A 15,865-nucleotide genomic window follows, 5' to 3' on the forward strand; every position below is an offset into this window, starting at 1 on the left:
GGCTGGCTTACGATTGTATTTTTCGATACTTACACCCACATTCAGCAGCTTCACGTACAATCACGCTGGTCAGGCAACTGATCACTAAGCAACCCTTACCGACTTATTGGAGAGCACTGAATGAATACAAAAACATCACTGAAACTGGCTTTAGGGACAACCATCGCAGCGGGTATCGCACTCGGCGCGGCACAAGCACTTGCTGACAATCCATTTTCTGCCAAAACACTGGACAGCGGCTACATGCAACTGGCAGAAAACAAAGCAGGCGGCGAAATGAAATGCGGCGCGGGCATGTGCGGCGGCAACATGAAAAAAGGCGCTGCGGCTGACGGCGACACTTGCCCTGCTGACACCGACAAAGATGGCAAAGTGACCAAGGAAGAGTTCCTCAAGCACCACGAAGCCATGTTTGACGAAGCCGACGCCAACAAAGACGGCTCGCTAGATGCTGACGAGCGCAAAGCCCTGCACAGCAAAATGGCAGAAGGCAAATGCGGCGGCGCGAAAACTGACGATGCAGCCAAGCAAGAAACTCCGGCTGCTGCACCCGCAGCAGCACCAGCGGCGGAAGAGAAAAAGTAATTTTTCCAACTGCTGATAACCTCCCCCGCCCTGACCATAGCCGCAGGGAACGGGGGGAGGTGTTTTCATGACTGCCGTACTATTCCCACCCCTCAACATCCGCCGATTGTGGCTTTTTAATTTCGTACTTTTCTAACAGCTTATCGTGTTCGCTCTCTGCTAACTGACGGTTGATGACAACCTGATAGCCATTCCCACTTTCTAGCACAATGGTTTTGCTGCTTCCAAATTTGACCAAACGGTGAAAGTCTTCAAAGCTGTCGAAGGTGCTGCCATTAACCGTGCTGATATTCATCGGCGCTGCCTCATGGAAGCCGATGTTGCTGGTGTAGGAAGGCAGCACGTGTACAATTTTCACATCATCTTTCGCATCAGAAAGCGCACCTGTTTCATCATCCGCAACGGATTCACAGACGGGGGCGGCGTGAGTGGCAAGAAAAACAAAGCCGCCAAAAATGAAGTAACGCGGCGTACTTTCCTTCAGCTTGGTGGAGCGGCTGCTTTTGTTCAGCTTAACGTTACGTTTAAGGTTGTAACCGTTACTGAGGATGTCGAGCGTGACAATATCATCCACTTGGCGTAAGTCGATGTGACTTTGAAAATTACTGTATTGCTTACCATTGGTTTGGATAAAACCTTCCTCGGTAATGGGTTTTCCGTCAATGGCGGTAATGACATCCCCCTTATCGAGCACTAACGCGGCATCGGTATGGGCGCACAGTTCATTAATCAAAATACCTGACTGCCTATCGGTCAATTTATGGTATTTTTTGTGGGTCGGATTAGTGATGAATTGGTAATCCAACCAAAGCTCAGGGATACCATCCAACGCGCCATCCTTCAAGTCTTCCAGTAATTGCTTGATCCGGGATGTGGGTATCAGGTAGCCAATATTCTCAAGCCCGTCAAAAAAATCTGATGCTATGCCCACCACTTTGCCATCAACGAGTGCTGGGCCACCGCCATTACCTGAATTAATTGCCGCATCCACTTGAATGGCCTGAAAAGTAAGGCCGCTATGCACATACGTGTGGTATTCAATCCGCGAAACAATACCTTGCGTAATACTCATGCTACTACCGCCAACCGGATAGCCATACAAACTGACTTTCTGCTCTGGAGTCGGTAAGTCACCCAATTCCAACGGCGGCCTATCCGTGAAAAAGGACTCGTCTTTCAATTTCAAGATGGCAAGATTCGCTTCATGGGAAATGTTTTCAATTTCAGCCTCAAAACTCTTGGCTACCCCGTTGGGGCGGATACCAATATAAACGGCATTTTCTACCAATCCGGCAGTGGTGAGGATGCGCTTACCATCAATAATGAAACCTGTACCAACGTGGGTATCCCATTCTGTACGCCATGGTGAGGACTCTTCGTAAGAAGTCATCGTTATGGTGATTTCGACAATCGAACGGCTGGGGTCGTTTACTGATGTATTAGCGAGTGATGAAAGGGGAAAGAAAACCATTGCTACCCAAAACAGATAAATGATCCATTGTTGTCTTTTCACTCGCGTCCCTCCGCCCTATAAGTCCTACTACCAGTCAGTTCTGACACACCGGGGGCATTATGCGGTTAATGATGGCTTGATCCAAGGTTTACTGCATAAAAATTGGCATATTCAAGGCCAGCACCACAAAATACAAATCGCTTGCTTCCAACCCAACACCTCCGCAACAATGCGCAAAGCAATAGCAATTTTTGGCAGCAAACTTTCAGGGATGTAAACATGCACAGCCCCCCTTTACACGGTGCAGGTCTTGGTTTCCGGCGTGACCACCTGAATGCACTGGAACAGCAAGTTCCTGACGGCATTGATTTCTTTGAAGTCGCCCCGGAAAACTGGATCGGCACGGATAAAACCAGTGCCAAACGCCTGCGGGCTTTCACCGAACGCTTCCCTTTTGTTTGCCACGGGCTTTCCCTGTCACTCGGCGGCCTGACCCCGCTAGATACGGAACTGCTGGGCAAGATCAAGCATTTCATGCGCGAACACCAAATGCCGCTGTACACCGAACACCTGTCGTGGTGTTCCGACCACGGCATGTTGTATGACTTGTTGCCGCTGCCGTTTACTGACGATGCCATTAAGCACGTGGTTGCCCGCATCCGCCAAGCGCAAGACATTTTGGAACAGCGCATTGGCCTCGAAAATGCGTCTTTCTACCTGCAAGCACCGCTCAATGAGATGGATGAGGCCACCTTCATCAACACGATACTGACGGAAGCCGATTGCCTGCTGCATCTGGATGTGAATAACGTCTACGTCAACAGCGTCAACCACGCTTACGCCCCTTACGCATTCATGCGCAAATTGCCCAAGGAACGGGTGGTGTACTTGCACATGGCAGGGCATTACCAGCAAGCGCCAGACCTGCTGATCGACACCCACGGCGAAGCGGTAATTGATCCGGTGTGGGATTTGCTGGATTTCACCTACCAACAATTCGGGGTATTTCCCACCTTGCTGGAACGCGATTACAACATCCCACCGCTGGAGGAACTCGTGCCAGAAGTGGCGCAGATCGCCCATTTGCAAAGGAAATACGCCGCATGAACGCCACCGAACATTACCAACGCACTTTCGCCGCGCATTTGCGCAACCCGGATGTAAACTCGCCCCCGCAAGGCGTGGATGCCCAACGCATCGGGGTGTACACCAAACTGCTGTTCAATAATGTGGATGATTTCCTGCGTAGCTGTTTTCCGGTGCTGCGCAGTATTTTGGACGACGCGCAATGGAATACGCTGGTACGCCAGTTTTACGCTGGACACGCTTGCCAAACGCCCTATTTCCGTGAAATTCCCGGCGAATTCGTGCAGTGGCTCAGTGCTACTGACCTTTCCAACTTCCCGCCGTTCCTGCTGGAACTGGCGCATTACGAATGGGTGGAAATTCCGCTTTCCCTTGATGACAGCGAAACCGACTGGAACAGCATTGACCCGGATGGCGACTTGCTGGATGGGCAACTGGCACTGAACCCAGTGATGCTGCTGCAAACTTACCAATACCCCGTACACAAAATCAGTGCCGATTGCCAACCACAAACGCCGGAGCCTACTCACCTGCTTTTGCTACGTAACACGGCGGGCAAAATCACGTTTGTGGAACTGAATGCCGTCACCGCACGGCTGTTGCAATTGTTGCAGGAAGGCACAAATGCCCGTGCCGCACTTGGGCAGCTTGCGCAGGAAATGCAGCACCCCGACCCGCAACAGTTGATGGGCTTTGGCGTGCACATATTGAAACAATTACAAGCACAACAAGCGCTGCTTGGCGTGATCAAAACTTGATATAGCCCTACCCGTTTTCCGTCTATCGGCAATAAATGCCGATATTCGTAAACACAATATTACCTCAGCCGCTGAATGTGTTATTTCTAGCGCACAATCTTTTATTGAGGGCACAAACCATGAAAAAACTCCACGTCAGACTGGCGACCAGTCTTGGCTTACTGGCGGCAACCCTGCTGTCGGCGGGCTGTTCCGCTACGGCTCCGGCTAAAATGACCAACGTCAGCAGTGTTTCCCAACCCAAAAGCATTCAGGAAATTGCCGATGAGGCCATGCGTACCCAAGGCAAATTAAGCCCTGAACAAATCAATGCCCTGATCCGGGCAAACGCCAAATGCAGACCGAACGACCCGCAATATAACCGGACGTAATATGCACACGCTCGCCCTCCTGCTTACTGGCTTTTCCGTTTTCAGCGCCCTGCTCGTTGCACTGGAACATTTCCGTGGTGACAACTACAAGGGGCAACTGCTCGCGCAGGTCATGGGCGTTTTGCTGTTACTGATACTGGCGGGCTTGCAGCTTAGTCATTTTGCTTACCTGCAACAGGGTTCGCTGTTTATCCACAGCCCGGTGTATCAGGTGCTGCTGTTTGCCGTAGCCCCCACTTTTTACCTATTCAGCAAACCACTGTTGCAAGCGCAGACGGGCAACCCACTGCTGCAATTACTGCATTTGTTGCCGATCCTCGCCGCGCCGTTTTTGCCGTTTTCACTCGCCTTACCTTTGGCATTTGCCATCGGTGCGGGCTATTTACTGTGGCTAGCGCACAGCGTGTATGCCTTACGGGCGCAACGCAGTTATTTCCAATGGGAACTGTGGGCGTTGGGTAGTGTATTCGTCTTGGCGCTGGGCGTAATGCTGATGGGGCTAAGCCTACCACTAGTATCGGAACCGCTGTTTTTCAGCCTGTATGCCAGTGCCATTGGTGCGGCCTTCGTGCTGGTGAATCTGGCACTGTGGCACACTCCGCGCCTCTCCACCGAAGTGGAAGAAGCGGCGCGTGAAACGTATGCGGTTTCCACCCTTAGCAATGTCGATTGCGACGCCATGCTGACCCGCCTTGCCAACCTGATGGATCAGGAACAGCTTTACCAACAAACGGAACTTGACCTGCCGATGCTGGCAGCACAGATGGAGCTTTCCCCCCACCAACTGTCGGAACTGATCAATACCCGCTTGGGCAAAGGCTTTTCCCGTTACATCCGCGAATACCGGGTGGAAGCGGCGGAAGATTTGCTGCTGGATAAACCCTCCATGCCGGTGCTGAGCGTGGGGATGGAAGTTGGGTTTGCGTCGCAGTCAAACTTTTACGATGCCTTCCGCGAAATGACCGGGATGTCACCGGGACAGTACCGCAAGATCAATAAACTGCAAGTAGCGGAATGAGCTTTCCGTAAGCCAGATCATTCCTGATCTATCAACGCGGAAGTTTTTCCCCTTCCCATGCCTTATGCTGACCACCTCAGACAAGCATAAGGAACACCCATGAAAATCATGCTGACCGGCGCAAGCGGCTTCATCGGCGGACATATCCGCCGAGCGCTGGAAGCGGCTGGGCATGAAATCGTTCCCGTTACCCGCCGTGACGGTTTCGATTTCAAGCAAATGCTGGCAGTGGAAGACTGGTTGCCACACTTACAAGGCGTGGATGCAGTCATCAACAGCGTGGGGATTATTGCCGAAACCCGTGGGCAGACGTTTGAAGCACTGCATTTCCACGCCCCTGCCGCCTTATTCCGTGCTTGTGCGCAAGCTGGGGTAAAACGGGTGGTGCAAATTTCCGCGCTCGGTGCAGATGAACAGGCTTTCACACCCTACCAATTGACTAAGAAATCGGCGGATGATGTCTTACGCAGTTTGCCGCTGGACTGGTTCGTCTTGCGCCCTTCGCTGGTGTATGGGGAAGGTGGCGCGAGCATGGCAATGTTCCAACGCATGGCAAACTTGCCCATCATTCCGCTGGTGGGGGATGGCAAGCAGCGTATCCAGCCTGTACATGTCAGCGATGTGGTGGCAACGGTACTGCACTGTTTGCGTGCCGTTCCGGCGCAACGCACGCTGGATGTGGTGGGGGCATATCCGCTGACCTTCGTCGAATGGCTGCAATTGATGCGCCACAAAAATGGCAAAACAGCGGCGCTGACATTACCCATTCCGCTGCCCTTGATCATGGCAAATGCACACCTGATGCGCTTTATCGTGCCGATGTTGCACCCGGATAATTTGCGCATGTTGCAACGCGGGAACGTCGCGGACGTGCAACCACTGACGGAATTTCTGGGAAGACCCCCTCACCCCCCAGCCCCCTCTCCCTTAAGGGGCGAGGGGGAGCAAGAATGACTTACTTGCTGCTGAAATACCTACACATTTTGAGCATGGTGCTGCTGTTCGGTACGGGCTTGGGCAGCGCGTTTTACAAGTGGATGGCAGACCGCAGCGGCAATCTGGCGCATATCGCGGTGGTAAACCGCCATGTGGTGCTGGCGGATTGGATTTTCACCACGCCCACGGTAATTTTCCAACCCATCAGCGGCTTATGGCTGGTGTATCTGTTGGGCTTGCCGCTGGCAACACCGTGGATTGCCATCAGCCTGACGCTGTATGTGCTGGCGGGTGCGTGCTGGTTGCCCGTGGTGTGGCTGCAAATTCGGATGCGCAACCTTGCGGACACTGCACTCATTTCCCAAACCGCCTTACCCGCCCAATACTGGCGCTATGCACGTCTGTGGTTTTGGCTCGGTGTCCCGGCGTTTACGGCGATGCCGGCAGTGGTGTTATTGATGGTTTTCAAATACAACTTCGGAGACTGAGATGAGCAATATTTCCTTAATGCAGCAGGCTCTTGGTTCACAATGGGAACAATTGCCGCCCACCTTGAAGGCGCATTACCAGCACGATCCCAATACCGAGGTTGGTGAACTGGATATTGAATATCCGGGCTTCATGCAACCCTACCTCAGCTTCATGCGCCTGCTGGGAGCATTAGTCAACCGGCGCGGCAAAGCTATTCCAATCACAGTAGAGACCCGGATGGAGGGCAGCAGGCAACGCTGGAAACGCACCCTGCACTTTCCCGACGGCCAAGAAATCCTGTTCAACAGCACTTGCGTGTACGCAGGCGGCAATGAATTGATCGAGTACGTCAATGCCTTCCTAGGAATGCGCATGGCGGTCACGGTGGAAGACGGCAAATTGAACTACGCGGGCAGGCATTACGTGCTGAAGCTGGGTAGCGTGCTGCTGCCTATCCCCGAATGGCTGGTGCTGGGGCATACCACCGTCGTGGAAACGGCGCTGGATGACGCCAACTTTGCGATGGACTTCCGGCTGACGCACCCGTGGTTTGGGGAGGTGTTTCGGTATGCGGGGGCGTTTCAGACAATATCATAAGTTCCGTTCATCATAGAAAGGCTTGTCGATCTGTCCAGTTACGGTTTTAATGAGGCAGCAATAACAACACCCTAAAACTGTCACATGCGTTACCAAGGCACAATAAACCACTGGAAAGACGAACAAGGTTTCGGCTTCATTACCCCTGACAATGGCGGCAAACCTGTGTTTGCCCACGCCACCGAGTTCCGCCAGCGCCGCCCGTTCAACCATGAAGTCGTTACTTATGAAGTCAGGTTGGATGCCCAAAAACGTCCGCAAGCCATCAACATCCGGTTTGCAGCAAACCCTTCACCACAAGATACCGATAAACAGCATGACAAAATGTATTTTGCATTGGTTGCACTGTTCTTTGTCAGCTTGGCGGGCATGGTTTATCTCGGCAAACTGCCAACAGCCGTATTGGGATTTTATGCCCTGATCAGCTTACTGACGCTCGTGGTTTATGCCAGCGACAAAAATGCAGCCCGTAAACAACGCTGGCGCACCCCAGAAAATACCTTGCACTTACTTGCCTTGGCAGGAGGTTGGGCTGGCGCATTAGTGGCACAACGCTTGTTGCACCATAAATCGAGAAAACAGCCGTTTCAAACTCTATTTTGGATGACAGTGATCTTCAACACGGTGGCATTGGCATGGCTTTCTTCCGCCAACCTTGGCAACGAATGGTTGCGTTCGATGGGGCATTCCCGTAACCCTGTTACCGCTATTATTGGGCAGCCAAGTACCCCGCACTCAGGGCACGCGGAAATTTATTGGTCACGCTAATTCACTTGAAAGTTTCCGCGAAAGTGGCAACACAAAAAACCACTGGAGCGCCGTGTGATGATCTAGGTGGACAATTCATGCGTCATCCAAACTGCCCTGTATTTCGGATGGGCTGCAAACCGGATAGGCCGCGAGTGCGCTAAACTTATCGGACACATCCAAACCGTAAAGGATACCCGATGCCCGCAACACCGATAGCCAACCCGCCCGAACAACTCTACGCCCAAATCCGCCAAGTATTGCAGGCTGCCCAAACGCAAGTGCAAGCAGCCGTCAACCATGCGATGTTGCACTGTTATTGGGACATCGGGCGCATGATCGTGGAATATGAGCAAGGTGGTGAAGCGCGGGCGGAATACGGCAAACAGACCTTGCAATACCTTTCCAACAAGCTCAGTCGGGAGTTTGGCAACGGTTTCAAAGAGCGCAATATCCAATACATGCGGGCGTTTTATCTGGCTTACCCAATTTCGCACGCAGTGAGTGCGAAATTGACGTGGACACATTACCGCCACCTCTTGCGGGTTGAAAACCCCGCAGCCCGTGACTGGCATGCCAACGAAGCGATCACCCAAGGCTGGAACACCCGCGCCCTTGATCGCCAGATCAGCACCTTGTTTTACGAACGCCTGTTATCCAGTGGTGACGCGCATAAAGCGGCTGTTGCTGCCGAAGCCCAGCAACTGATTGCCGAACAAGCTCCTCCTGACCCGCGTGATTTCATCCGTGACCCTTACGTACTGGAATTCCTGCAAGCCAAAGTGGATGCGGGTTTGTACGAAAAAGATTTGGAACAGGGATTGATCGACCAACTGCAACAATTTCTGATGGAACTGGGCAAAGGCTTTGCTTTCGTAGCACGGCAGAAACACCTGCGGGTTGAAGGCGAAACGTTCTTCGTCGATCTGGTGTTCTACAACTACCTGCTGAAATGCTTTGTGCTGATTGACCTAAAAATCGGCAAACTGACGCATCAGGACGTAGGGCAAATGGATATGTACGTGCGCGTGTTCGAGGAGCAATACCGGGGTGAAAGCGACAACCCAACACTGGGGCTGCTATTGTGCTCCGAGCGCAACCAAGCGGTAGCCAAATATTCACAACTGGCAGACAACCCGCACTTGTTTGCCAGCAAATACAGCTTGTACCTGCCGACTGAGGAAGAATTGCGGCTGGAACTGGAGCGTGACCGCAGCCTAGTCGAAACCGCACTGGCTGAACAGCGTGTAATTTACCGTGCAAGGTAATAGTTCGCACAATCATACTGTTAGGCCATAACCCCGGAATATCTGGAGTTCAACTCCAATATTTCAACAAAACCCTAGCGATAGACCCCATAAGCGCCAACTTAAGCTTGCAACCTGTTGTTAAACATTGGGAAACTGGGTGTGGCAACCCCATATAGGATGCTTTTACTGGCCAAAGTGAAAGTCCCTATGAAGTTGCCATCCACACTAGATAGCCGTTTTGCCCAATTCCTGCAAGCCCTGCCCGCCGATTATCACCAACAAGCGTATGAATTCAAGGCGTTTGCCCGCGCCCGCAAGATCAAAAGCCCGCTGCAACTGCTCCAGCTAGTGCTGGCATACTGCGGCTTGGACTTGTCGTTGCGCAGTTGTGCCGGGGAAATAGCCCAGATGCAGGGCTACCTGAGTGATACGGCGGTAAAAAAAGACTGGAAGCCTGCACCCCTTGGGTAAAATCCCTGTTGGCAGGTGTATTTGGGCTGGCGGAGGTTGTCGACAGCGGCAAACTGCCGCTTCATTGTCATCGACGGCTCGACTGTGCAAGAACCGGGTGCAACCGCCACGACATACCGCCTGCATATTGCCATTGATTTGGTCAACCTGAGCATCCATCAAGTTGAAGTCACCACCGACAAGGAAGGCGAAAACCTCGACCATTACCAGTTGGAAGCAGGCGATGTGGTGCTGGTTGACCGGGGTTACAACCAACCCAAAACGTTAGTGCCTTTCATCGACCGGGGTGGTGACGTGGTGTTGCGCTACAACGCCCACAGCATGAACCTGTATGAGGATGGCACAGGCGAGGATGCCGGACGTATGGTCAAAATCGACTGGTATGCCCGTTTACGCAAACTGGGCAACCATCCCAGTTGTGAGCCTGTCTGGTTATGCCACGGCAACAAACGGATGCAAGGCTACCTTCACGCCATCCCCTTGCCAGCAGAAAAAGCTGCCGAAGCCCGCCGCGCTGCCCGCCAACGTGCCAAAGACAAAGGGCGCAAACCCAGCACTGAAGCCCTCTACCTCAGCGAGTGGGTACTGATTTTCACCTCATTGCCGCCGGAATTGCTCAGCACCGCCACCGCATCCGCACTCTACCGTGTCCGCTGGCAGGTAGAACTGGTGATCAAACGCCTCAAAAGTTTGCTGGATGTCGACGGGCTACGGGCGCACAAGGGTTCAAAACTGGCTGAACTGTACCTCCATGGCAAATTGTTGTACGCGGCAGTTCTGGAAAAGATGACGCAAAGCCGCGTTGCCAAGGCCAAACGCAAACTCGACAATCCCCGTCAGATCACCGATTGGCGACTCTGGAAACCGTCGCTGATAGGTTGAAAGCAGGCATAAAAGCCTGTTTCCCGGTCGATAGCCGCTTCAGTGATGACAACATCAAAAGTTTGAGCGAACGCCCCAGAAAGCGAAAGTTACAATGTTTGCCAAGCCCCATTCTTGAGCTATTGAACCAATGCCGGGAAATGGGGATGAGCCGTGTTTAACCTATGGGATTGGGGCTTAAGTTGGCGCGTATGGCGATAGACCCTCCCGCCGCATCCGTGTAGCATATCGCCCAACACATAAATCCATGAAATCAGGAGTTTCGCATGGCGGCCGGAAGCCTTTTAGCCTTACTCGACGACATTACTACCGTACTCGACGATGTTTCCGTCATGACCAAGGTGGCGGCAAAGCAAACTGCGGGCGTATTGGGGGATGACCTTGCCCTGAACGCCGAACAAGTGGCTGGCGTACAAGCCGAACGCGAATTGCCGGTAGTATGGGCGGTTGCCAAAGGTTCGTTCATCAACAAACTGATCCTTGTGCCCGCTGCCCTATTGATCAGCGCGGTTGCGCCGTGGTTGATTACGCCACTGTTGATGGTGGGTGGTGCGTATTTGTGCTTTGAAGGTTTCGAGAAAATTTACCACAACCTCACCCACAATGACGCGGAAGAACACGCCGAAGATGCCGAACTCCTCGAAGTGGCGCATGACCCTGACATCGACATGGTGGCGTTTGAGCAAGACAAGATCAAAGGCGCAATCCGCACCGACTTCGTGCTATCCGCTGAAATCATCGTGATTGCCCTCGGCACGGTCGAAAAGGCCACTCTCGTGACCCAAGCCATCACCGTTTCTGCCATTGCCATCATTATGACCATCGGCGTGTACGGCTTTGTCGCGGGCATCGTCAAACTCGACGACCTCGGCTACCACCTGCTCAAAGACCGCGTTGCCAGTGGTTGGACTAGCGTCCGCCAAGCCATAGGCCGGGGTCTATTGTGGTTCGCGCCGTGGCTGATGAAAGCCTTATCGGTGGTGGGGACAGCCGCCATGTTCCTCGTTGGTGGCGGAATTTTGTTGCACGGCATCCCGCACGCGCACGACTTCACGCACGGGGCGGAACTGTTTGTGCACCAAGTCGGCTGGATTGGTGGCGTGTTGGCAGCAATTACCCCAACACTCTTGGGCGGCCTTTGCGGCGTCTTGGCGGGTGCATTGGTGCTTGCCGTTATTACCCCTGCAACCGCGCTCATCGGTAAATTCCGGCAAGCGGGCTAAAACACCAGATCAACATCCACCGCCGCCAGAAACGCTTTTTCACGCTCCAAGTCTGCCAGCAGCAAGGGGCGTTTGCCCGCCAGATCGGGTTCGGCGAAACGCAGTTCGATACGGTTTTTGCCCAGTTTGATGCGCTCAATACGCGGCGCATGTTCGTTGTGGGAACGGTGCAGCAACACCGACAAGCGCAGTAATACGCTCAAATACAGCGCGGTTTGCCGATGACGACCATCCAACACATCGAACAGTTTGGGGGAAATCTTCTGGCGGTGAGTGCGCACCAGCACACTTAACCAACGCTGCTCCTCGCTGGAAAAACCCGGTAAGTCCGCATTTTCCAGCAAATAACCGCCATGTTTGTGGTAACTGCTGTGGGAAATCGCCAAACCCAGTTCATGCAAATCCGCCGCCCAGCACAGCAAGGTGTCCAGATGTTCCGGCAACTTCCAATCATCGCGGCAGCGGTTAAACAGCTTGTGCGCAGTTTTTTGCACCACTTCGGCTTGCGGCAAATTAACCTGAAAACGTTGCTGCAAACCCCGCACGGTCTTGTCGCGTAAGTCTTCGTGCTGGTAGCGGTCAAGCCGGTCGTAGATCAACCCTTCGCGCAATGCCCCATCCGACACGAACATGCGGCGGATTTTCAGCGCTTCGAACACCGCAATCAGGATTGCCAAACCCCCGGCGAATACCGGCTTGCGGTCATCGCTCAGCCCCGCAAGCTTGAGTTTGTCGATATGCCCCGCCTCGGTCATCATCGCACGGATTTTCTGCATATCATCCAACGTAATGCCGTAAGGTGCTAAGCCGGTTTGCTGGATGACCTTTTTCACACTGCGGATTGTGCCGGAAGCACCCGTGGCAGACTCCCAGCCAATCTCGCGGTAACTGGCTTTGACGGGTAACAAGTCCAGATGCGCGGCGGTCAGGGCTTTTTCCCAGCACGCTTTGCCCAAATTGCCATCGGGGAAAAACCGCTGGCTGCTGCTGACACAGCCCATGCGTAAACTTTCCAGATGCAGCGGCTCGAAACCCTTGCCGATAATCAGCTCTGTACTGCCGCCGCCAATGTCCATAACGAAACGCTTACCGCGCTGATCTTGTGCCAGAGAATGCGCCACGCCGAGGTAAATCAGGCGGGCTTCTTCACGTCCGCTGATGATGGCAATCGGATGCCCCAATGCCGCTTCCGCCAGTAACAGGAATTCACGGGCATTTTTGGTCATGCGCAAGGTGTTCGTGCCCACCGCCGCGACATTTTCCGAGGGGAAATCGCGCAAGCGTTCACCAAAACGTTGCAAGCAAGCCACCGCCCGCTGCTGCGCCTCTTTGGTCAGATTACCTTTGGCATCCAAACCGCCGCCTAAGCGCACTGGCTCACGCAGCCGGTCGAGGATCGTCACCTGCCCCTGGGCATCCAGTTGCACCACGATCATGTGGAAACTGTTAGAGCCAAGGTCAATCGCCGCCAATTTACGCATGATTTATTCCAGTACCATAATCGCGTCGACTTCCACTTCTGCCCCACGCGGCAGCGAAGCCACGCCGATAGCAGCACGCGCAGGGTAAGGTTCGGTGAAAAATTCCGCCATCACTTGATTGACCACTGGGAAATTGACCAGATCAGTGAGGAACACATGCACTTTCGCACAATCATTCAGTGTCCCGCCTGCGGCTTGGGCAACGGCTGACAAATTTTGGAACACTTGGCGCACTTGCGCGGCGATGTCGCCTTCCACCATCTGCATGGTTGCGGGGACTAAGGGGATTTGCCCGGAAAGGTAAACAGTGTTGCCGGTACGCACGGCTTGCGAATACGTGCCAATCGCTTGTGGGGCGTCAGTCGTGGAAATGATTGTTCGGGTCATGGGAATCCTTTTTCGTCAGTCGGGAAACATTTAACACATTAGGGATGTGTTTTAGCTGACGCATGACCTCTTGTAAATGCCCCAAATCATTTACCTGAATGATTAGGGTGTCCTGCTTGACCTGCCCTTCGCCGGTAATGTTCAGGTCGATGATGTTCACGTCCATGTTTTCCAGGCATTGGGTAATCTGGCGCAACATGCCTTTGACATCCCGCACATCGACCACCACCCCGGCAGAGAATTTTTGCCCCAACATTTCCTGCGCCCACGCCACCGCGAACACGTCGTCGGAGGTTTCAATGCGGGCAATGTGCGGGCAATCAGCGCGGTGGATTTCCAGCCCTCGGGTGCGGTGCTGGTGCGCCAAAATGTTTTCAGGCGGCAATGGCAAACAACACGTGGCAAATTTCACTGCCAGCCCGGTCGTGCCTTTGATGAGCAGTGGTGCATCTTGGCGGGTTTCGGCGGCAGGCATATTTCCCAGCAAGCGTTCTGACAGCAAGCGCGAACATTCATCGCCGCGCCCAACCGCCATGAAAAGTGCATCTTGGTCAGCGTAACCGAGGGCTTTCAGGCTTGCTTCCAAATGCGCAGGGTCGAGGGCATCAAGCTGGCTACCACGGCTTTGCAAGGCACTCACCAAGCGGTCACGCCCCAGCACCAATTGCTCACCTGCTGTTTGCTGGCGTAACCAGTTACGGATACAAGATTTCGCCCGCCCTGTCACCACGAAATTTAACCACGATGGCTGCGGGCTGGCGTGCTTATCGGTGATGATTTCAATCACTGCCATGTTATGGGGGATGCGGGTACGCAAAGGGCGTTCCACCCCATCCACTTTCGCGCCGATGCAATGATGCCCCACTTGGGTATGCACGGCGTAAGCAAAATCCACCAGCGTCGCGCCTTTGGGGAATTCTTTCACATCACCTGCGGGGGTATAGGCGTAAATTTCGGTCTGGAACAGGTCGGCCTGCATGTCTTCGTAGAATTCGTCGGGGTTCCCGGCTTGGTAATCCAACTCCTTCACATGCACCAACCAACGCCCCAACACCGCTTGGGTGTATTCGGCCTTGCGCGTGGTACGCATGTCGGGGTAACGCCATTGCGCGGCGATGCCGTATTGCGCGGTTTGGTACATTTCGCGGGTCTGGATTTGGAAACGCACCGACTGCTGACCGGAAGCCATCACCACGGTCTGCAATGCCTGAAAACCATAACCGCCTTTGGGCGTGGCAATGAAATCATTAAACATACCCATGCGCGGGCGGTAAAGCTCGTGGATCACGCCAAGCGCCTGATAGCACTCGTTGCGTTCGCGCACCAATATGCGGATTTCCAGCAAATCACACTGCTGGCGGAAGTTCGTGCCTTCGCGCTTGCATTGCTCGTAAATCCTGAACAGGTTTTTGTCCCACGGAAACACCGACGTGCCGGGCATTGCCGCTGACAGCACATCTGTCACCTTTTGTACAATCCGCTCGTGTTTTTCTTCGTGGGTGGTCAGGTACACATCCAGCGCGTGTTGCAATATCTGGCTGCGCCAATGGTATAAATTCTGGAAGGCAAGTGATTGCAGTTGGCGGCGGATGTCATTCATCCCCATGCGCCGTGCCAAGGGCACGTAGGTAGCGAAAGTTTCTTCGGCAATGCGTCGCCGCGCATCGGCTTTCATATTACCGAGGGTACGCATATTGTGCAGGCGATCAGCCAGTTTGATCAGCACCACCCGGAAATCTTCCGTCATCGCCTGCATCATCTTGCGGAAACTGGCGATGGTCACGGCCTGCTTGGTGGTCAGCACCTCATCTTTTTCCAGCTTGGTGACGCCTTCGACCATATCGGCAACCGCTTCGCCGAAATGCACCACGAGTTCATCACGCTGGTAAGGGGTATCTTCCAACACATCGTGCAGCAATGCCGCACAGATGGTATCAGCGTCCAAATGCAAATCCGCCAGAATGTGTGCCACTTCCAGCGGATGGGTAATGTAGGGGGTAACGCCGTCTTTGCGGAATACGCCGTCGTGTGCTTCAGCCGCGAGCAGGAAAGCCTCATAGACTTTACGCACGCCCGCCTCTTCCATGTAACGTTCAATCAGGCGGGTCAGGTCTTGGGCGCGGAACACATTCTTCATACCACTCCTCCT

At 53.6% G+C, this 15,865-nt stretch carries 17 protein-coding genes; 13 read left to right on the forward strand and 4 right to left on the reverse strand.

Annotated elements, in window-relative coordinates:
• Positions 1–120 precede the first annotated feature (120 nt).
• On the forward strand, positions 121–585 hold the full coding sequence (locus PHE17_RS00115; protein ID WP_301013742.1) for an EF-hand domain-containing protein: 465 nt from the start codon (positions 121–123) through the stop codon (positions 583–585).
• Between the two features lie 79 nt (positions 586–664).
• On the opposite strand, the gene PHE17_RS00120 is transcribed toward PHE17_RS00115, so the two are convergent.
• Entirely contained in the window at positions 665–2,098 is a 1,434-nt protein-coding gene (locus PHE17_RS00120) for a S1C family serine protease (RefSeq protein WP_301013743.1), read from the reverse strand.
• A 219-nt stretch (positions 2,099–2,317) separates the two neighbouring features.
• Between PHE17_RS00120 and PHE17_RS00125 the strand changes: the two genes are divergently transcribed.
• From PHE17_RS00125 to PHE17_RS00180, 12 genes are all read left to right on the forward strand, one after another.
• On the forward strand, positions 2,318–3,145 hold the full coding sequence (locus PHE17_RS00125) for a DUF692 domain-containing protein (RefSeq protein WP_301013744.1): 828 nt from the start codon (positions 2,318–2,320) through the stop codon (positions 3,143–3,145).
• Positions 3,142–3,882 (forward strand): putative DNA-binding domain-containing protein, encoded by a 741-nt coding sequence (locus PHE17_RS00130; RefSeq protein WP_301013745.1) that lies wholly within the window; start codon positions 3,142–3,144, stop codon positions 3,880–3,882. The genes PHE17_RS00125 and PHE17_RS00130 overlap by 4 nt, the downstream gene beginning before the upstream one ends.
• A 119-nt stretch (positions 3,883–4,001) precedes the next feature.
• A complete protein-coding gene (locus PHE17_RS00135; protein WP_301013746.1) occupies positions 4,002–4,253 on the forward strand; it encodes a hypothetical protein in 252 nt (83 codons plus the stop codon).
• Position 4,254: 1 nt separating this feature from the next.
• On the forward strand, positions 4,255–5,271 hold the full coding sequence (locus PHE17_RS00140; protein ID WP_301013747.1) for a helix-turn-helix domain-containing protein: 1,017 nt from the start codon (positions 4,255–4,257) through the stop codon (positions 5,269–5,271).
• Between the two features lie 99 nt (positions 5,272–5,370).
• Entirely contained in the window at positions 5,371–6,225 is an 855-nt protein-coding gene (locus PHE17_RS00145) for a complex I NDUFA9 subunit family protein (RefSeq protein WP_301013748.1), read from the forward strand.
• On the forward strand, positions 6,222–6,695 hold the full coding sequence (locus PHE17_RS00150; protein WP_301013749.1) for a DUF2269 domain-containing protein: 474 nt from the start codon (positions 6,222–6,224) through the stop codon (positions 6,693–6,695). Before PHE17_RS00145 ends, PHE17_RS00150 begins: the two co-directional genes overlap by 4 nt.
• A 1-nt stretch (position 6,696) precedes the next feature.
• Positions 6,697–7,275, forward strand: a complete 579-nt coding sequence (locus PHE17_RS00155) for a DUF4166 domain-containing protein (protein WP_301013750.1) — start codon at positions 6,697–6,699, stop codon at positions 7,273–7,275.
• An 84-nt stretch (positions 7,276–7,359) separates the two neighbouring features.
• Positions 7,360–8,043, forward strand: coding sequence for a DUF1294 domain-containing protein (locus PHE17_RS00160; RefSeq protein WP_301013751.1), 684 nt, complete (start codon positions 7,360–7,362; stop codon positions 8,041–8,043).
• Positions 8,044–8,222: 179 nt separating this feature from the next.
• Positions 8,223–9,290, forward strand: a complete 1,068-nt coding sequence (locus PHE17_RS00165) for a PDDEXK nuclease domain-containing protein (RefSeq protein WP_301013752.1) — start codon at positions 8,223–8,225, stop codon at positions 9,288–9,290.
• A 189-nt stretch (positions 9,291–9,479) separates the two neighbouring features.
• The gene (locus PHE17_RS00170) at positions 9,480–9,743 is read left to right on the forward strand and encodes a hypothetical protein (protein WP_301013753.1); all 264 of its coding nucleotides are present in this window, start codon (positions 9,480–9,482) and stop codon (positions 9,741–9,743) included.
• Between the two features lie 36 nt (positions 9,744–9,779).
• A complete protein-coding gene (locus tag PHE17_RS00175; protein ID WP_301013754.1) occupies positions 9,780–10,625 on the forward strand; it encodes a transposase in 846 nt (281 codons plus the stop codon).
• A 266-nt stretch (positions 10,626–10,891) separates the two neighbouring features.
• Positions 10,892–11,848, forward strand: a complete 957-nt coding sequence (locus PHE17_RS00180) for a DUF808 domain-containing protein (protein ID WP_301013755.1) — start codon at positions 10,892–10,894, stop codon at positions 11,846–11,848.
• Here the strand turns inward: PHE17_RS00180 and ppx are convergent.
• Genes ppx through PHE17_RS00195 form a run of 3 tightly spaced genes read right to left on the reverse strand, consistent with a single transcriptional unit; the run spans position 11,845 to position 15,853 of the window.
• Complete coding sequence (ppx, locus tag PHE17_RS00185; protein ID WP_301013756.1) at positions 11,845–13,329, reverse strand: exopolyphosphatase; 1,485 nt, start codon at positions 13,327–13,329, stop codon at positions 11,845–11,847. The two genes, PHE17_RS00180 and ppx, sit on opposite strands and share 4 nt — an antisense overlap.
• A 3-nt stretch (positions 13,330–13,332) precedes the next feature.
• Positions 13,333–13,716, reverse strand: a complete 384-nt coding sequence (locus tag PHE17_RS00190; RefSeq protein ID WP_301013757.1) for a RidA family protein — start codon at positions 13,714–13,716, stop codon at positions 13,333–13,335.
• Positions 13,688–15,853 (reverse strand): RelA/SpoT family protein, encoded by a 2,166-nt coding sequence (locus PHE17_RS00195; protein WP_301013758.1) that lies wholly within the window; start codon positions 15,851–15,853, stop codon positions 13,688–13,690. Before PHE17_RS00195 ends, PHE17_RS00190 begins: the two co-directional genes overlap by 29 nt.
• Positions 15,854–15,865 lie beyond the last annotated feature (12 nt).

Origin of the sequence: Thiothrix sp., from assembly GCF_028714775.1 — a bacterium.
In the GTDB taxonomy this organism is placed as follows: Bacteria; Pseudomonadota; Gammaproteobacteria; order Thiotrichales; family Thiotrichaceae; genus Thiothrix.

Coding starts and splice junctions, on each gene's coding strand:
- PHE17_RS00115 (WP_301013742.1), top strand. CDS start 121: ATGAATACAAAAACATCACTGAAACTGGCTTTAGGGACAACCATCGCA.
- PHE17_RS00125 (WP_301013744.1), top strand. CDS start 2,318: ATGCACAGCCCCCCTTTACACGGTGCAGGTCTTGGTTTCCGGCGTGAC.
- PHE17_RS00130 (WP_301013745.1), top strand. CDS start 3,142: ATGAACGCCACCGAACATTACCAACGCACTTTCGCCGCGCATTTGCGC.
- PHE17_RS00135 (WP_301013746.1), top strand. CDS start 4,002: ATGAAAAAACTCCACGTCAGACTGGCGACCAGTCTTGGCTTACTGGCG.
- PHE17_RS00140 (WP_301013747.1), top strand. CDS start 4,255: ATGCACACGCTCGCCCTCCTGCTTACTGGCTTTTCCGTTTTCAGCGCC.
- PHE17_RS00145 (WP_301013748.1), top strand. CDS start 5,371: ATGAAAATCATGCTGACCGGCGCAAGCGGCTTCATCGGCGGACATATC.
- PHE17_RS00150 (WP_301013749.1), top strand. CDS start 6,222: ATGACTTACTTGCTGCTGAAATACCTACACATTTTGAGCATGGTGCTG.
- PHE17_RS00155 (WP_301013750.1), top strand. CDS start 6,697: ATGAGCAATATTTCCTTAATGCAGCAGGCTCTTGGTTCACAATGGGAA.
- PHE17_RS00160 (WP_301013751.1), top strand. CDS start 7,360: ATGCGTTACCAAGGCACAATAAACCACTGGAAAGACGAACAAGGTTTC.
- PHE17_RS00165 (WP_301013752.1), top strand. CDS start 8,223: ATGCCCGCAACACCGATAGCCAACCCGCCCGAACAACTCTACGCCCAA.
- PHE17_RS00170 (WP_301013753.1), top strand. CDS start 9,480: ATGAAGTTGCCATCCACACTAGATAGCCGTTTTGCCCAATTCCTGCAA.
- PHE17_RS00180 (WP_301013755.1), top strand. CDS start 10,892: ATGGCGGCCGGAAGCCTTTTAGCCTTACTCGACGACATTACTACCGTA.
- ppx (WP_301013756.1), bottom strand. CDS start 13,329: ATGCGTAAATTGGCGGCGATTGACCTTGGCTCTAACAGTTTCCACATG.
- PHE17_RS00190 (WP_301013757.1), bottom strand. CDS start 13,716: ATGACCCGAACAATCATTTCCACGACTGACGCCCCACAAGCGATTGGC.
- PHE17_RS00195 (WP_301013758.1), bottom strand. CDS start 15,853: ATGAAGAATGTGTTCCGCGCCCAAGACCTGACCCGCCTGATTGAACGT.